Origin of the sequence: Flavobacterium sp. (assembly GCF_004211145.1) — a bacterium.
In the GTDB taxonomy this organism is placed as follows: domain Bacteria; phylum Bacteroidota; class Bacteroidia; order Flavobacteriales; family Flavobacteriaceae; genus Flavobacterium.
The window spans coordinates 1-15,947 of record NZ_SEBS01000057.1; the positions used below are offsets into that span (position 1 = coordinate 1).

Below are 15,947 nucleotides of genomic sequence, written 5' to 3' on the forward strand. Positions count from 1 at the left end.
TTATATCTTTGACCGCTATGGGAAACTCATCAAGCAGATCGCCCCTAACAAGGAAGGCCAGGACGGATGGGACGGAACATACAACGGACACCCGATGCCGTCGACCGATTACTGGTTCACCATTGAATATCCGGATCCTAATACAGGAGGCATGAAAGAATTTAAAGCCCATTTTTCATTAAAACGATAACCCCATGAATCTTAAAAAGAGGTATTTATTTTTAGTATTATTTATAAGCCAATTAGCTGTATCACAAGAAGGAATAGCCGTTTATTCAGATTATTTGACGGATAACTATTATTTGATCCACCCATCAATGGCGGGTGCTGCGAGTTGTGCCAAAGTAAGGTTGACAGCGCGTAACCAATGGTTAGGTCAAGATGACGCTCCAGCTTTGCAGACGTTGAGTTTGAACGGAAGCATTGGCGAGAGATCAGGTGCCGGTATCATCGTTTTTAATGACCGCAACGGTTATCATTCTCAAACGGGTGTAAAACTTACCTATGCTCACCACATCATGTTTTCAAGGGATGCTGTCGATTTGAACCAATTGTCATTCGGTATGAGTATCGGACTCATCCAAAGTAGGCTTGATGAAACGGACTTTTTGAACTCAGGGGATTACGATCCGAGTGTTGATGGTACAATCGTCCAAAAAGATTCATACTTCAACGTCGACATCGGTGCTTCGTATAACTTCCTTGATTTCTACGCGCATTTCACCGTAAAGAATGCGATCGAGACGAGAAGAGAAATTTATTCGGGATATGAGTCGGACAACTTGAGAAAGTATTTGCTTAGCGCAGGTTATGTTTTCGGAAAGGAAGACAGTCTTCTTTGGGAGCCGTCGGTATTATTTCAATACACCGACGAGACTGCTGAAAAGGCATTTGACGTCAACCTCAAAGTTTACAAAAACATGGATTTCGGAAGAATATGGGGTGGACTTTCATATAGAAGACAACTCGACGGAGCTGAATACCTAAGCGGAAGCGATACGAAGGAGCAACACCTACAATATTTCACGCCGCTTGTCGGGATCAATTACCAGAACTTCATGTTCGCCTACACGTATTCGTATTTGACCGGGGACGCGAAATTCGCGACCGGAGGTTTCCACCAGATAACGCTCGGCTTCAACTTATTCTGCCAGCGAGAGAAATACCACTGTAATTGTCCTGCAGTAAATTAATAGAAAGTCCCGATATTTATCGGGACTTATTTTTTATACCATGTTGATCAAAACCGTAAATGGCAAAACGCCAAATATTCCAGCAGATTGTTTCGTAGCCGACAACGCGACTATTATTGGAGACGTAACCTTTGGCGCTTCGTGCTCCGTATGGTTCAATGCCGTCGTACGAGGCGACGTGCATTTCATTAAGGTCGGCAATAAAGTAAATATACAGGACGGAGCCGTGATCCATTGCACCTACCAGAAGCATCCGACGATAATCGGAAATAACGTTTCCATCGGACACAATGCGATCGTGCATGGCTGTACCGTGAACGATAACGTGCTCATAGGAATGGGAGCGATTGTGATGGACAATTGCGTGATCGGAAGTAATTCGATTATCGCAGCCGGAGCCGTCGTGACGCAAAATACCGTGGTCGAATCAGGAAGCATTTATGCCGGAGTTCCCGCGAAGAAAGTGAAAGACATAGATGAGTCAGCGTTTGCGGGCGAAATAGGCCGAATCTCGAACAATTACGTGATGTACGCAAGTTGGTTTACCGAGGAAAGCTAAAAATCCCTTACAAGTACCGAATATTCGTTTGAAAGAATGTCCGACAATACTTTTGGGTCGGCGTTCGTGTAAAATTCAGTTTTTGCTTCCTTGCCTGAGGTTGCGGTCCCTACTTTTTCTACCAGTAATTTTTGGGTATGACGCGCGACGGCCTCACCCGAATCAATGATCTGCACGTGGTCCGGAAGAATTTTTCGGATTTGCGGAATCAGGTACGGATAGTGGCTGCAGCCCAAAACGAGATAATCAATATTCGCATCGACCATCGGAGATAAGTATTCTTCGAGAAGTCTTGTCATTTCAGACGAATGCATTTGTCCGTTCTCGATCAACGCCACGAGATTATAACCGACCTGTTCGATGATTTTGGTATTTTGGTAAGTCTCGACCGCCTTGCTGAAAAGTTCGCTGCTCAGCGTTCCTTTCGTTGCCAGAACGCCGATTGTATGCGTCTTCGAATCCAAAGCCGCGGGCTTGATCGCAGGTTCTATCCCGATGAACGGCACATCGTACGTTTCCCGAAGTTCCTTTATCGCATTCGTAGTCGCGGTATTGCACGCCACGACGATGAGTTTGCAGTTTCGTTCGAGTAAGTGTTCGGTGTTCTTGATGCTGAGCGCGACGATCTCATCTTTCGACTTTTGACCGTAAGGAGCGTTTTTACTGTCGGCGAGATAAATCGTATCTTCAGATGGAAGCAGTCGGTGGATTTCCTTCCAGATTGAAGTTCCGCCAATGCCTGAATCGAATATGCCAATCGGATTGTTGTTCTCCATAAAAACAAAAGTAAAAAAAAACTGCCCGTTGTTGGGGCAGTTCTTGGTATCGATTCGGTTTTTATTAGAAACCTAAGTCTTTTTTAACGTCGGCAGTGATGTTCGGACCGTCGGCCAAAAGCAAGTCCGTTCCGTTAAGCACGTACTGGTAACCTTTTGCTTTCCCAACTTTCGTGATAGAAGCTTTCACTTTATCCATGATTGGTTTCACGAGGTCAGCCTCTTTCTTTTGAAGTTCTTTTTGAGCGTTGTCCCTGTAGTCGACGATTCTCTTTTGCATGTCCTGAACTTCCTTAGAACGCTCTTCGTTCATTTGCTCGGTAGTACCTGGCAAAGTCGATTCCTGCTCGTATTTTTTTACTTTGGCTTGAAATTCCTCAACCATCGTTTTGTATTCTGTATCGTATGTACCGCTAAGTTTTTCAAGTTGTTTTTGAGCGTCTATCATCGCCGGCATCTTCTGCATCAATTCACTAACATCTACATGAGCAACTTTTGCCTGGGCATTAATGGCCTGAGTCGTGCCAAAAAAAGCAACTGCAGCTATTAGTAAAGTTTTCAATTGTTTCATCATTTTTAGTATTAATTATTATTTGTTTTTAATTTGTTTTCGGGAGTGCGGGAACAGAATCCGAAGGTTTCGTCGCCTTTAGTTTTTCCTCTTCCTTTGCTTTCTTCAAAGCTTCACGGGCATCGAGTGCTTTTTGACGTCTTTCGTCTGCCGTTTTTTTGCGGTCTTCGAGTGCTTTCGCACGGGCAGCCGCCGACTTGGTTTTTGCATCCTGTTGCGTGGAATCAGTAGCTGTTTTGCCTGCTGTTTCCGTTTTCATGCCCGATGTTTTGTCGGTCGCCGTCTTATTGTCAGTTGTCGTAGTCGTCGTTGCCGGAGCTACGGTAGTACCGTTTTTCTTGGCTTCTTTTTCAGCTTTGAGTTGGGCGCGTCTCGCTTCGGCTTCCTGTTTTCTAGTTTCGGCCGCCAGTTTTCTTTCTTCGACGAGTTTTTCGCGGTCGGCTTTCTTCTGGTCAAGGACTTTTTGTCTTTCGGCCAAAGCAGGATTCTCATCGATCATGTCTTCCTTGGCTTCTTTCGCGGCTTCTTCCTTGATTTGTTTCTTGCTCATCTGTTCACGGCGCGACGCTCTTGTAAGCGATCGGATGACCTGTTCACTGATGTCGAATTTCTTCGCGGCGAACAACATCGTAAGGTCAGATGACTTATCGAAAATGAAATCGTATTTCTTCGCTTCGGCAATATCCTGGGCCGCGGTAAAAACCTGGTCCTGGATCGGTTTGATCAACACCGCCTTTTGGGTGACGAGATCGCCCGTAGGCCCGAATCGCTGTTGTTGGTAATCCAAAAGTTCTTTTTCCTGGAAGGCGATTTCTTCCTCGCGTTCTTCGATAAGTTCCTTGGTGAGTAAAACCCTTTCGGTTTTGAGATTGTCTTTGAGTTTGGTGATATCGGCTCTTTTAGTCTCGATTTCCTGTTTCCATTTTTGGGCTTTCTGCTCCAATTGGTTTTTCGCTTCGGCGTAATCCGGAACGCTTGCGAGGATAAATTCCATATCGATATAACCGATACGGACTCCGCGGCTCTGGGAATGCGCTGTTAACGAGATTGCGAAAACGGGTAACAGGAATAAAAGAATTCTTTTCATAACTAAAAATGCTTTACTAAATATCGTGCCAAAACGATCTAGAATTGCTGCCCGATGATAAAATGCGTTTCCCATCCGTTTCTTCCGGTTTGCCCGGGGATCGCATCGAATCCGTGTCCGAAGTCAATTCCCAGCAATCCAAACGCAGGCATGAACACTCTAAGCCCGAAACCAGCTGATCGCTGTAACACAAACGGATTATATTCCTTAAAATTGTCATAGGCCGCTCCGGCTTCGGCAAAAGTAAGGACGAATATCGATGCTGTGGATGCCAATGAGATCGGATAACGCAATTCCATTGAGAACTTGTTGTAAATAGTACCGCCGTCGGTCGATGATAACGATTGGTTTGGATAACCGCGCAATTGTATCACCTCGCGTCCGTCAAGGGAGAAGTTCGCCAAACCGTCGCCACCCAAGAAGAAACGTTCGAACGGAACCAATCCTCTCTCGTTGTTGTAGGCGCCCATCAAGCCGAATTCACCCAAGGTACGAAGCACTAATTTACCATAAATTTTGGTATACCAATCAGCTTTGAATTTTATTTTATAATATTCGAGCCAGTTGAATTTCTTTTGATCGACTTTCGATTGGTCGACTGCGGCGTCCTCGAAGTTATCCACTCGATTACCGTCGGCGTCGATATAATCGCCCTGGCTCACGAAATTATCGTTTGCGTCGTAATATTCGTCGCCTTTGTTGGTAAGCTTGTATTCCGCTTGGTTTTGGAGGTCGCCGTAATCGATTTTGTTGAACATCGAATACGGAGGCGTGAATTTGGCCGTGACCGAAAATTCAGAACCGTATGTCGGGAAAATCGGGTTGACACCTTTGTTATTTCGGCTAAGACCGATCGTGTACGAAAGGTTTCTCGAAGATCCGTCACCAAAAGTAAACAAGCCTGTGTTATAGTTGTTCAAGTCGTAATATTGGAAACTCAACGCGTGCGACAATACGAATGAATCGTCAGGAACCGTGAGTCTTTTTGCCAAACCGACCGTGAGTGACGTGATGTTGAAACTCTTTTCGCGATCCACGTCGGCGCTTCCCGAACTATAGTTGGTAAGGAATTGCTTACTGTGTGAAACCGAAGCACTGAACTGTACCGGTTTTCTACCTCCGAACCAAGGCTCCGAGAACGACGCGCTGTAGGTCTGGAAGTATGAGCTTCCCTGAAGGCGCAACGATACTTTTTGTCCGTCACCCATCGGCAGCGGATGATACGCGTCCTTGTTGAAGATGTTTCGCATCGAGAAGTTGTTGAACGACAATCCAAGGGTTCCGATGAAACCACCGCCTCCGTAACCACCTTGAAGTTCCACCTGGCTCGAGCCTTTTTCGACGACGCTCCATTCCACATCGACGGTTCCGGCAGCCGGATCTACATTCCTGAGGTCAGGACGGATCGCCTCGGGATCGAAAAATCCTAAAGCACCGAGTTCGCGAATCGAACGTACGATTTCAGCCTTGCTGTATCTCTGGCCCGGTTTGGTGCGCAGTTCTCGGTAGATCACTTCGTCATTCGTGCGATCGTTTCCGACTACGGAGATTTTGTTGAAGTAGGCGAGCGGTCCTTCAGTTATGCGAATTTCAAAGTCGATGGTGTCGTTTTCAGTTCGGACTTCGACAGCATTGATATTCGAGAACAAGTAACCGTTGTTTTGGTATTCGTTGGTGATGTCTTCTCCGTCAGGTTTTGTCTTGTCTGAAATTCGTTTTTCAAGTAAAACCCCGTTGTAGATATCGCCTCGCTTGATCCCGAGCATGCGTTGCAACGCCTGATCCGAATAAACCGTATTTCCAAGGAACTTCACGTCCCCGAAATAATATTTACGGCCTTCCTCGAGCTTGATGTCGATCGTGATGTCTTTATCTTTCTGGTTGAATTTCACCGAATCGTAAACGATACGCGCATCGCGATACCCGTTCTCCTTATATAGGTCGGTCATTGCGGTAAGATCTTCCTTGTATTTTTCAGGGATGAATTTGGACGCTTTCCAAACGCGTAGGAAATTGCGTTGTTTAGTGCCTTTCATCGTGCGGCGCAAGCGGCCATCGGTGTATTTTTCGTTGCCTTCGATATTGATCTTGTCAATCTTTATCTTTTTGCCACGATCTACGGCCACGACCATGTTCACGTTGTTTCCTGACGTTGTATCGGCGACCGTGTTGATGTTCACTTTCGTGCTGTAATATCCGTCTTTTTTGTACTTATTCTCGATGTAGTTGCGCGTCGTCGTAATCAAGTTTTCGTTAACGACCTTACCCTTCGTAAGGCTGGTTTCCTTGATTATATCGTCGATTTTACCCTTTTTGACGCCTGTGATCTTGACCTCGTTGAGCTTTGGAAGTTCGTTGATGTAGAGCTCAAGCCAGATACTGTCGTTTTCCACGCGATCGACATAAAATTCGATATCGCTGAACAAACCTAATTTTCCAAGTTTCTTGATCGCGTTACTGATCTGCTCGCCCGGAACCGTGATTTCCTGTCCTTTTTGAAGTCCCGTAAATGTCACGACCGTTTGTTGGTTGAACGTAATTTTACCGGTAACGGCAACATCGGCAAGGATGTACTTATTGCCTTGGAGCCTGTCTTGGGCGCGAAGTTGCGAAAACGTTCCTAAAAGCAGAATGAGTAGAGCTAGCCCTGAGTTTTTTTGTAACACTAAAAAATTATTTAATTTGTTCGCTGGTTTTACCAAATCTTCGTTCCCGTTTTTGATAGCTGATGATGGCCTGATATAAATCTTCCTCTCTGAAATCGGGCCACAGTACGTCGGTGAAATACAACTCTGCATAGGCGATCTGCCAAAGTAGAAAATTGCTTATCCGATGCTCGCCACTGGTGCGTATCAGCAAATCCACGTCGGGTAGATTTTGCGTGTAAAGATGCTGATTAATAATTGATTCGTCAACCTCGTCAATTAGAATTATATTATTTTTAACCTTTAACGCAATTTCCTTAAAAGCACTCGTAATTTCCTCTCGCGAACCATAGCTTAAGGCCAGTGTGAGCGTCATTCTGGAGTTGTTTTTGGTTTTTTCGATGACCTCATTGAGTTCCTTGAAAACACCTTTCGGAAGTTTGTCGGGATTGCCGATTATGTTAAGCTTGATATTATTTTCGTGAAGCGTTTTCTGCTCGCTTCTGAGTGAACTCACAAGCAATTTCATCAACGTGTCGACCTCGAGTTTCGGACGATTCCAATTTTCAGTAGAAAAGGCGTAGAGCGTGAGGTTTTCAACGCCGAGACGTGCGCACGTTTCCACCGCGATACGAACCGACTTGCTTCCATTTTCATGTCCAAATGCGCGCAACATCCCTTTTTGTTTCGCCCATCGGCCGTTCCCGTCCATGATGATGGCGAGATGCTTGGGCAGGTTGTCTTTGTTTATTTGGTCTAAAAGGTTCATCTAATCAGCGCAATAGCACGGTCTGTTTCCAAAAGTGTAGGTAAGGGTAACGCCTGAAAACATATACCAATCCTTATTGTTTATATTGCCGAATGCAAGCGGCGTAAGGTTTTCATTATCAGGGTTGCTGCCGTCGATGTTGTCAGTGAACGTCCAGCGCGCACCTACTTCGACGCCAAGTATCCAATTCTCGGCGATGTTCGACTTGACTCCCAAAACCATCGGGATTGCGAGCGAGCCGTCGCGGTAGTCTTTCTTATATCCGTCAAGCTGGTACAACTGCTCGTATATAAAATAGTTCAAACCCGTGAAAACATAGGGCGTCACGAGTTTTTTTCCTTCGTGCAAATTAAAGTCAAAAAAGTTGAATTCGAGTCCTGCCGATAGCTCTTTAACATTGTTCTCGAAGTTGAAACCACGGGCTTTTCGGGCTGCTTCTTTCGAGTCGAGGTCGTTCGCCGTAAGCTTTGACTGCGTATATGAGAATCTCCAGGAGTGGCGCGGGCTGCGATTCCATTTGTACAAAATTCCGTATGCGAATTCATTTGGAGAGATATAATTTGTTTTCCCTACGTCGCCTATAAAATTACTGCCGCCCAAAAAGCCACCGATCTCGTGGATCTGCGCAGTTGATGCGGTCAGGCCGAATATGCAAAAAACTAAGACAAAAATCCTGTTCATTGAATTTAAAATAGCGTGCAAATATAACAATTAAGAGCACTTCTAAAGGTATTTAGAAGTAAAACTGTCAAAATTATACGGCACTGTTAGTGAATAATTTTTGTGCGGACACAACACGTAAACGGCAACGCGACCGCTAATAGTATCGCCGGGAGAAAATTTGGCTTAATTTCGTTTGTCCTCGCCCCAAAGAAGTTTGTTGCGCAAAGTGTTCAGGAAAGTGTCGCCCGGAATCTCGACCATGTTGATCTGGAAAGGCGTTTTCCGGATAATCAGTTCCGATTCGTTCCTGACCGTGGCGATGCGCGAATCAAGAGAAACCAAGTAATGTTCCTCGCGTCCTGTAACCCGAAGTCGGATTTCAGTCTTGTCGGGAATTACAAGCGGACGAGCATTGAGATTATGAGGCGCGATCGGCGTTATCACAAGGCTTTCCACGTCGGGCGTCAAGATCGGACCGCCGCAACTCAGTGAATATCCGGTCGATCCCGTCGGTGTTGAAATTATCAGGCCGTCGGCCCAATAGGAATTCAGATATTCCCCGTTGAGCCAGGTTTCGATCGTGATCATCGAAGTCGTGTCTTTCCTGCTTACCGAAATCTCGTTCATCGCAAAATTGATCGCCTTGACTTCGGCGATTTCGGGTGTGACTTCGAGGCTTAGCAACGTTCGAGGCGAAAGCGTGAAATTTCGGTCGATCACATATTGCATGAATTCGTCGATGTGGTCTTTTTGGACGCTCGCAAGGAAACCGAGTCGGCCTGCGTTTATTCCAAGAATCGGAATTCCGAGGTCGCGCACCAATGTCGCGGCGCGTAAAATCGTACCGTCGCCGCCGATGCTGATCAAAATATCGAAGTCGGAATTCAAATCCTCGTATGATGAAAACGTCTTGTATTCCTTCTTGACGATTTCCTTCTCGTATAAAATCGCGAGGAAATTCTTCTCGATATACAAGTCGGCGTTGTTGCGATTAAAGAACACGAAAATGTCCTTAATGATCGGCTCGGTGCTGTTTTGGTAGTACTGACCGTAAATCGCGACTTTCATTGGATTGCTCAAATGTTCAGGTATTTGTCGAGGTAATCCGAGCGATCGCGCAGACTGTTTAAGTATGTATCTTCCTGGTGGTCTGAGATCACATCGTATCCGTAACGACGAAACGTCTGCAAAATCTCATTCATGCCGCCAATCGCGATCTTAACCGTTACCTGGACCTTGTCGACCGAGGCTTCGGATATGAACATGCCCAGGATTTTCCCGTTGTTGCTTTCGACGATTTGCGTGATCTGGCCCATCGAATAATCGGTAATTCCTTTTTCGACTACGATGATTCCGCCCTGTTCCTTGAGAAACGGCGTCTCGTTGAACAATTTTATGATGTCCGAAATCTCGTAATAACCCACGTATTTGTTGGTCTCGTCGAGTACCGGAATCACATTGGTCTGGTTGCGTGCGAAAAGTTCGAGCACGTCAAGCCAAATCATATTGGTCCTTGCAAAGAAGCCTTCCATCGCGTAACGATAATGCGTAAGCGCCTTTTCGTCCTCGAAAGTTTCGGCATCATCGGCGGCGATCGAACCGATATAAATCGACTCTTCAGTCACCGGAAAATGCGTGAAATGTTCCTCGGCGAAGAAATCCTTCACCGCGCCTACTGTTTCGCTGCTGTCTATCGGCCTGAAATCGTTGTTTATATATTCGGTGATGTCGCTCATAATTTCACTTCGGGTTGCGACTGCAAATTAATCAAAAATTAGCACAAAAGCCTTTGCTTACTTTGTATTTTTGTAGGTAAATGTACTGTAATAACCATGACAAAACTCAGCGTCAACATTAATAAGATCGCGACCTTGCGCAATGCGAGAGGCGGAAACGTGCCCGATCTGCTCAAAGCCGCGACCGATATCCAAAATTTCGGAGCCCACGGAATCACAATCCATCCAAGGCCTGACGAGCGACACATCCGTTACCAGGATGCGCGCGATTTGAAGCCGATCGTGCATACCGAATACAATATCGAAGGCAATCCTGAAAAGCAATTCATCGACCTCGTGCTTGAAGTGAAACCCGATCAGGTGACGCTCGTGCCCGATGCCGTGGATGCTTTGACGTCAAACGCTGGTTGGGATACGATAAAGAATCGCGACTTCTTGAAGGAAGTGATTTCTGAATTCAAGCGCAACGGCATCCGAACGTCGATCTTCGTCGATCCCATCCTCGAAATGATAAATGGCGCGGCCGAAACCGGAGCCGACCGCATCGAACTTTACACCGAATCGTTCGCGACCGAATATGCAGGCGGCAACGAACAAAGCGTTCAAATGTATGCCGCGGCTGCGAAACGCGCGGGTGAACTCGGGCTTGGGGTAAATGCAGGACACGATTTGAGTCTGGACAATTTGAAATTCTTCAAACAGAACGTGCCGAACTTGCTTGAGGTTTCGATCGGGCACGCGTTGATTTCGGAAGCCTTGTATCTCGGCCTCGAAAATGTGGTAAGTATGTATCTGCAACGACTTAAATAATGGAAGTACTTTATTCAAGGATAGAAGGCGAAGGCAAACCGCTCGTCATCATACACGGTTTTTTGGGCACGTCCGACAACTGGAAAACGTTTTCAGGCCAATACGCCGAACAGGGTTTTCAAGTCCACGCGTTGGATATGCGCAACCACGGAAAGAGTTTCCATTCGGATGTTTCGAATTACGAGGCGATGGTAAATGATGTGGCCGAATATCTCAAAGCCAACCAAATCGAAAGCTGCTATATGATCGGGCATTCGATGGGCGGAAAGATCGCGATGCTTTTCGCGACGACGTATTCTGAAAAGGTAGAGAAATTGGTAGTGGCCGACATCGCGCCGAAATATTACCGACAACATCACCAAGACATCCTTGCGTCGTTGAACGCCGTCGATTTTTCGAAAAAGCCGAGCCGCGCCGACGTAGAGCAAATCATGAAACAATATTTGGGGGAAGACATCGGGACGATTCAGTTCCTCATGAAAAATCTGTATTGGGTCGAACCCGGACAATTGGGTTTCAGGTTCAACCTGCCGGTGTTGACCAAAGAAATCGAAAACGTCGGAGAAGCATTGCCCGATGAAGCGACTTTCGACAAGCCGACGTTATTTCTGCGTGGCGGCAATTCGAAATACGTAAAGGACGAAGACGCCGATCTGATCCGAAAGCATTTCCCTAAAGCCGTAATCGCGACCATAAAAGACGCCGGACATTGGCTTCACGCTGAAAAGCCCGCCGAATTTCTGGAAAGTACGCTGTATTTCTTCAAACAATAAAAAAGCCCTCGTGATGGAGGGCTTTTTGTTTTATGCGAATCGGATTTCAGTATTTCAATAATTTGACTGTTCTCAACGCTCCCGCTTCGGTCGTGGCCTTTACGAGATACGCTCCGTTTTGAAGTGATGAAAGATCGATCTCGAGCATTTCCTGTCCGGCGCCGTTATATTGGAACACTTGCTTTCCTGCGAGATCAAAAACGGCTACGTCGGTAAAGATCGCGCCTTTGAGTTTCAATGGGCCGTTCGTCGGGTTCGGTGCGATTTCGACTGCCGATTTTATGGCGCGAGGTGCAAGAAGTTCGCTTCCCGTGTATTTGTTCATGCCGCCGGTCGTTGCATCCAATGCCAATCCGCCCGCGAAACCTGTCGTGTAATTTCTAAAGGCGAGATCGAGATAGATTCCATCGCCCGTAACCTGCGTCCAAGTCGAGCCGTCATCGTTGCTGTAAAATGCGTCACCCGCGCCGCTCGATGAAACCACTGACGGTGTTCCGGGAATGTATTCCATCGAATAAGTTCCGAAAATACCTGTTGGGACTACGACGGTCCAGTTTGCGCCTCCGTCTGTCGTTCTGTATAAACTTCCCGTGCTCGACATCAAAAGTCCTTTGTTGGCGTCTGAGAATGTCAATTCGCCCGATTCGCCCGTTCCTCCAAAATCAGTAAGCGGCGATTGGCTTGCCGTCCAGTTCAAACCTGAATTCGTCGATTTGTAGATGCGGCCTAAGCTTGTCCCGAACCACATCGTCGTTCCGACCACGTCATAATTATGAACATATCCGAATTCATTCGTAAGAGGCGCGGCGATGTTTGCCGACGGGACGCGTGTCCAGTTCGTTCCGCCGTTCGTCGTCGAGTAGATTTCAAAATATCCGCCTTCAGGATCGCCTTGACAAATTCCTGTGTTGGCATCCCAGAAATAAACGATGTTGGCGAATGATTGACCTGACGTGCTGAACGATGCGGTGGCTTGTTTCGCCCAACTCGTTCCGCCGTTTATGGTTTTGTAGATTCCGCCGTTCGCTGCGGCCGTCGGATACATCGAAACCCAGGCGACGTCGGCTGAAACTGCGGTTATGGATCCAACAGCGAGTGTGGCGGGAATCCCGATTCCTGTGATCGTCGCCGATGTCCAGGTGTTTCCGCCGTCGGTGCTTTTTGCGTATTCCTTGACAGTAGTTTCATCTCCGAGTGCGTCGAACAATTTCGCCCACACCACGTTATCGCTCACGATCGACATGTTGTCGGTGCCGCGTCCAAGAACTGACGCGCCGAGGGCTTTCTCGGTAAAAAATTGCGCCTGCAAAGCCGAAACGGATAGTACGGCCGACAAAAGTAAAATTTTCTTCATAGTAGTGATTTTTAATCGTTTATAACAAATATAAACTATTTTGTTTCAGGATGAGCATAAAAAAAATCCCCTTCCGAAAACCGAAAGGGGATTTGATATGATGTTGAAAAATGCTTAGTTCTTCACGATCTTCTTAACCGCTTTTCCATCAGGAGTAGAGATTGTCATCGTGTAAACGCCTGTTGCAAGATCAGAGATGTCAAGCGTAGCGTCGGTCACGTTTCCGTAAGGAATCATTTTTACAGTTCTTCCATTGATGTCGGCGATGCTCACGTTGTCGATCTGGATCGCGCCTGTGTTCGCAACGAATACCGAGTTTTTGGCTGGGTTTGGAGAAACTGAGAATTTAGATGACAATGCATCGTTCACGCCCATGCTTCCGGTCGTAGTAACCAAGAAATCGTCAACTTGCAACATGTAAATGTCTTCAGAGATGTAATTGATACCGATGCGAACTTGCTGGCTGTTGTATGTCGCAGGCAAGTTGAATGTAAGTTCAACCCAGTTAAGGAAAGACGAAACAGTACCTGTTCCCAAATTCAATTTTTGAGTGAAATTAGTCGCTGTCGGTGCAGTAGCCGATGTCCCTGAAAAAATATAGGTATTGAATTCTTCCGGGCCATACGTGTCAGACAATGCTTTTACCCAAAATTTCACGACGTTTCCTGAAGTTCCCAATTGAATTACTGGGCTAATTAGCCAGTCGTTGTTTCCGGCAGTGTTATCGTCAGGAATTGCGCCCCAAGCCGCTGCGTACTTTGCGCCTCCGTGTGGATCGAAGTTACGTGTTTCGCCTCCGGCACCGGTAAGATCATTGAAGACCGCTTCAGTCGCTCCAGTTGCGGTAACCGTTCCCGTTGCTGTCGTGGGATTGAACACTTGAAACGCCATAGCGTCGCCTGAATTAGCCCAAAGTGGAGCCCACTCACCTTGACCGTAATCAGTTCCTCCGATATACGTGTCAAGTCCATCAACGTCGATGGTAACCCAACCGCCGTAGCCAGTGATCGCGAAGTCAGTATACGACTCGAATCCGTCGCTGTACAAGGTCGTTTGCGCGTATGATGCGAAAGAAGCAAGCGCAAACACAGAGAGTAATAGTTTTTTCATAAAATGCTGTATTTCGTTAATTTGTCCCAAATGTAAAAAATAAATCAAGCCAATGTAAAGCTGTCCTCATAAAAATAGGTTAAGTTTCATTGAATTTTAATCGATTATATTTTTTTGAATTAATTTTAGGAAAACTTCCATTATGAATTTGATCCTTAGACTTATCGTCACCGCATTGCTCGTCATGTTGATTTCTTATTTCCTGCCGGGGGTTTCGGTTGCCGGTTTTGGCACCTCGCTGATCGTCGCAATCGTGCTTGGGTTGTTGAATTTGTTCATCAAACCGATTCTTGTCTTGTTCACGTTGCCGGTGACGATCGTCACATTCGGGCTGTTCCTTTTGGTCATAAATGCGATCGTAATTTTGTTGTGCGACATAATAGTCGGCGGATTTTCGATCGATTCGTTCATAACCGCTTTGCTTTTCAGCCTTATCCTATCGCTTTTCCAGGCAATCTTATTTTCGTTCAGCAAAGAATGACTTATTGACATCGCACATTTTTTTAAGTTGTCAACATTCTAAAAAATACGTACTTTTGCCACCCAATTTTAGTACGTATACAAATGAATATCACAAGAAATAACGTCGATGCGCTCAACGCGGTCGTTACGGTTCAAATGAGCAAGGCCGACTACGAGCCGGAGGTTGAAAAAGTATTGGCGAACTACCGCAAGAATGCGAATATTCCAGGTTTCCGAAAAGGTCAAGTGCCGATGAGCCTGATCAAAAAGCAATACGGAAAGGCTGTTTTGCTTGAGGAAATCAACAAAGTGCTTCAGGAAAACCTGAACAAATACCTGCAACAGGAAAAGTTGGAAATCCTTGGAAATCCACTTCCGAAGGCAAACGAGAACTTCGATCTTGACAAGGAAGATTTCGAATTCGAATTCGAGCTTGGCCTGGCGCCGACTTTCGACATCGAACTTGCCGACCTCTGCTTCTCCCGGCCACTGCTGCCGTTCGATCTCACTCACCTCGCTGAAGACGATTGGATCCAGAAAGGAGCGTTTAAGCCTGGAGCTCGTTTGGAGCGTATCCAGTTTGGAATCATAGCCCCAGATATGGAGCGATCCTCCCGATGAGAAACCGGAATTCCCCGTGGGTGCCATCAAGGAGAAATCCTGAAAATAGTCGCGAGGGTGAGTATCCGCTGCGGCATTTGTGCTCAATGTTGTCTCAAGCCAGGCCGATCCCCAGCCAGTCCCACCATTCAGCCCCATGAGGTCTGTCTTCCCGTCCTGATTCGCATCATTCTCCGTCACGTTGACGTAATCGAATGGCTCGTAAATAGGAAACGCTGCCTCGGATGTAAGACCGGAGGCAGCGTAACACGCAATAGCAGTCAGGGCAGAAAGACTTAAGCGGGGCGGCTTCATGAGCCGCGCACTCTTCGCGCACTTTATGGATTTACAACAAAAATTTGCGCCCCCGAAAAAGTGCAAGGACCACTCTCTCCCTCTCCCTCACCGGTGAGGATCACTATCAACTGCATCCCCGCCGTGCTGCTGGGGAATTTCAAAGTTACCGGCGATGCAACGCCCGGTGTCATCGTCAGTGGATAACTTGTCGCATTGTTAGGAAAGACAGCAAGCTGCGTGGAGCTGATCCCAACTCCAGGAGTTGAGCCATTATTCAAGGAGGTGATCTGGTAACATTTTGCCAGCGCGGTGACTTCTTCCACCCCGGAAGGGCACGAGTCGGAAGCTACGGTAAAATTCACCGAGATGTTGGTGTTGACAGGCTCACCCTTCAGCCGGGGCTTCGGTTTTCCCTTCATCTTCCCCTTTGCAAAGGCAGTAGGAGTGGGAACCGCTTTGGCAATTGTGATGATTCCCGCCTGCTCTCCCTGCTTCGATCTGACACGTACTCTCGGCTGAATCTCCAGCGGGCGTTCCCCATT

The 15,947-nt window shown here is 46.7% G+C and carries 18 protein-coding genes; 7 read left to right on the forward strand and 11 right to left on the reverse strand.

Annotated features, from left to right (window positions below; translation table 11 throughout):
- From EOO50_RS16840 to EOO50_RS16850, 3 genes are all read left to right on the forward strand, one after another.
- Positions 1-190, forward strand: a 190-nt coding sequence (locus EOO50_RS16840; protein ID WP_290841456.1) for a T9SS type B sorting domain-containing protein, incomplete at its 5' end; no start/stop codon positions are given.
- Between the two features lie 4 nt (positions 191-194).
- Positions 195-1,193: a type IX secretion system membrane protein PorP/SprF gene (locus EOO50_RS16845; protein ID WP_290841457.1), complete on the forward strand. Its 999-nt coding sequence runs from the start codon at positions 195-197 to the stop codon at positions 1,191-1,193.
- Positions 1,194-1,233: 40 nt separating this feature from the next.
- Positions 1,234-1,752 (forward strand): gamma carbonic anhydrase family protein, encoded by a 519-nt coding sequence (locus EOO50_RS16850; protein WP_290841458.1) that lies wholly within the window; start codon positions 1,234-1,236, stop codon positions 1,750-1,752.
- On the opposite strand, the gene murI is transcribed toward EOO50_RS16850, so the two are convergent.
- The 8 genes from murI to EOO50_RS16890 form a co-directional block, all read right to left on the reverse strand.
- Positions 1,749-2,528, reverse strand: coding sequence for a glutamate racemase (gene murI, locus EOO50_RS16855; protein WP_290841459.1), 780 nt, complete (start codon positions 2,526-2,528; stop codon positions 1,749-1,751). The two genes, EOO50_RS16850 and murI, sit on opposite strands and share 4 nt — an antisense overlap.
- Before the next feature lie 64 nt (positions 2,529-2,592).
- Positions 2,593-3,099, reverse strand: coding sequence for an OmpH family outer membrane protein (locus tag EOO50_RS16860; protein ID WP_290841472.1), 507 nt, complete (start codon positions 3,097-3,099; stop codon positions 2,593-2,595).
- Positions 3,100-3,127: 28 nt separating this feature from the next.
- The gene (locus tag EOO50_RS16865; protein WP_290841460.1) at positions 3,128-4,186 is read right to left on the reverse strand and encodes an OmpH family outer membrane protein; all 1,059 of its coding nucleotides are present in this window, start codon (positions 4,184-4,186) and stop codon (positions 3,128-3,130) included.
- Positions 4,187-4,224: 38 nt separating this feature from the next.
- Entirely contained in the window at positions 4,225-6,888 is a 2,664-nt protein-coding gene (gene bamA, locus EOO50_RS16870) for an outer membrane protein assembly factor BamA (RefSeq protein WP_290841461.1), read from the reverse strand.
- Positions 6,860-7,600 (reverse strand): isoprenyl transferase, encoded by a 741-nt coding sequence (locus tag EOO50_RS16875; protein WP_290841462.1) that lies wholly within the window; start codon positions 7,598-7,600, stop codon positions 6,860-6,862. Before EOO50_RS16875 ends, bamA begins: the two co-directional genes overlap by 29 nt.
- Positions 7,601-8,281 (reverse strand): DUF6089 family protein, encoded by a 681-nt coding sequence (locus EOO50_RS16880; RefSeq protein ID WP_290841463.1) that lies wholly within the window; start codon positions 8,279-8,281, stop codon positions 7,601-7,603. It abuts the gene before it with no gap.
- A gap of 165 nt (positions 8,282-8,446) precedes the next feature.
- Entirely contained in the window at positions 8,447-9,331 is an 885-nt protein-coding gene (locus tag EOO50_RS16885) for an NAD kinase (RefSeq protein ID WP_290841464.1), read from the reverse strand.
- A gap of 8 nt (positions 9,332-9,339) precedes the next feature.
- Positions 9,340-9,999, reverse strand: a complete 660-nt coding sequence (locus EOO50_RS16890) for a CBS domain-containing protein (RefSeq protein ID WP_290841465.1) — start codon at positions 9,997-9,999, stop codon at positions 9,340-9,342.
- Between the two features lie 96 nt (positions 10,000-10,095).
- Between EOO50_RS16890 and EOO50_RS16895 the strand changes: the two genes are divergently transcribed.
- Positions 10,096-10,809 (forward strand): pyridoxine 5'-phosphate synthase, encoded by a 714-nt coding sequence (locus EOO50_RS16895; protein WP_290841466.1) that lies wholly within the window; start codon positions 10,096-10,098, stop codon positions 10,807-10,809.
- Positions 10,809-11,582, forward strand: a complete 774-nt coding sequence (locus tag EOO50_RS16900; protein WP_290841467.1) for an alpha/beta fold hydrolase — start codon at positions 10,809-10,811, stop codon at positions 11,580-11,582. The genes EOO50_RS16895 and EOO50_RS16900 overlap by 1 nt, the downstream gene beginning before the upstream one ends.
- Positions 11,583-11,628: 46 nt before the next feature.
- On the opposite strand, the gene EOO50_RS16905 is transcribed toward EOO50_RS16900, so the two are convergent.
- Entirely contained in the window at positions 11,629-12,936 is a 1,308-nt protein-coding gene (locus EOO50_RS16905; protein WP_290841468.1) for a T9SS type A sorting domain-containing protein, read from the reverse strand.
- Positions 12,937-13,050: 114 nt separating this feature from the next.
- The gene (locus tag EOO50_RS16910; RefSeq protein WP_290841469.1) at positions 13,051-14,046 is read right to left on the reverse strand and encodes a choice-of-anchor J domain-containing protein; all 996 of its coding nucleotides are present in this window, start codon (positions 14,044-14,046) and stop codon (positions 13,051-13,053) included.
- A 142-nt stretch (positions 14,047-14,188) separates the two neighbouring features.
- Between EOO50_RS16910 and EOO50_RS16915 the strand changes: the two genes are divergently transcribed.
- Together EOO50_RS16915 and EOO50_RS16920 are read left to right on the forward strand one after the other, a co-directional pair.
- Positions 14,189-14,527, forward strand: a complete 339-nt coding sequence (locus EOO50_RS16915; RefSeq protein WP_290841470.1) for a phage holin family protein — start codon at positions 14,189-14,191, stop codon at positions 14,525-14,527.
- Positions 14,528-14,610: 83 nt separating this feature from the next.
- Complete coding sequence (locus tag EOO50_RS16920; RefSeq protein ID WP_363331783.1) at positions 14,611-15,129, forward strand: trigger factor family protein; 519 nt, start codon at positions 14,611-14,613, stop codon at positions 15,127-15,129.
- 317 nt (positions 15,130-15,446) lie between these two features.
- Here EOO50_RS16920 and EOO50_RS16925 read toward each other — a convergent pair.
- The coding region (locus tag EOO50_RS16925) for a hypothetical protein (protein ID WP_290841471.1) at positions 15,447-15,947 on the reverse strand (501 nt) is incomplete at its 5' end.

Bases quoted from the DNA above. Each gene is read 5' to 3' on its own strand.
- EOO50_RS16890 (WP_290841465.1), bottom strand. From the start codon at position 9,999: ATGAGCGACATCACCGAATATATAAACAACGATTTCAGGCCGATAGAC.
- EOO50_RS16915 (WP_290841470.1), top strand. From the start codon at position 14,189: ATGAATTTGATCCTTAGACTTATCGTCACCGCATTGCTCGTCATGTTG.
- EOO50_RS16885 (WP_290841464.1), bottom strand. From the start codon at position 9,331: ATGAAAGTCGCGATTTACGGTCAGTACTACCAAAACAGCACCGAGCCG.
- EOO50_RS16880 (WP_290841463.1), bottom strand. From the start codon at position 8,281: ATGAACAGGATTTTTGTCTTAGTTTTTTGCATATTCGGCCTGACCGCA.
- EOO50_RS16895 (WP_290841466.1), top strand. From the start codon at position 10,096: ATGACAAAACTCAGCGTCAACATTAATAAGATCGCGACCTTGCGCAAT.
- EOO50_RS16920 (WP_363331783.1), top strand. From the start codon at position 14,611: ATGAATATCACAAGAAATAACGTCGATGCGCTCAACGCGGTCGTTACG.
- murI (WP_290841459.1), bottom strand. From the start codon at position 2,528: ATGGAGAACAACAATCCGATTGGCATATTCGATTCAGGCATTGGCGGA.
- EOO50_RS16900 (WP_290841467.1), top strand. From the start codon at position 10,809: ATGGAAGTACTTTATTCAAGGATAGAAGGCGAAGGCAAACCGCTCGTC.
- EOO50_RS16865 (WP_290841460.1), bottom strand. From the start codon at position 4,186: ATGAAAAGAATTCTTTTATTCCTGTTACCCGTTTTCGCAATCTCGTTA.
- EOO50_RS16845 (WP_290841457.1), top strand. From the start codon at position 195: ATGAATCTTAAAAAGAGGTATTTATTTTTAGTATTATTTATAAGCCAA.
- EOO50_RS16875 (WP_290841462.1), bottom strand. From the start codon at position 7,600: ATGAACCTTTTAGACCAAATAAACAAAGACAACCTGCCCAAGCATCTC.
- EOO50_RS16860 (WP_290841472.1), bottom strand. From the start codon at position 3,099: ATGAAACAATTGAAAACTTTACTAATAGCTGCAGTTGCTTTTTTTGGC.
- EOO50_RS16905 (WP_290841468.1), bottom strand. From the start codon at position 12,936: ATGAAGAAAATTTTACTTTTGTCGGCCGTACTATCCGTTTCGGCTTTG.
- EOO50_RS16850 (WP_290841458.1), top strand. From the start codon at position 1,234: ATGTTGATCAAAACCGTAAATGGCAAAACGCCAAATATTCCAGCAGAT.
- EOO50_RS16910 (WP_290841469.1), bottom strand. From the start codon at position 14,046: ATGAAAAAACTATTACTCTCTGTGTTTGCGCTTGCTTCTTTCGCATCA.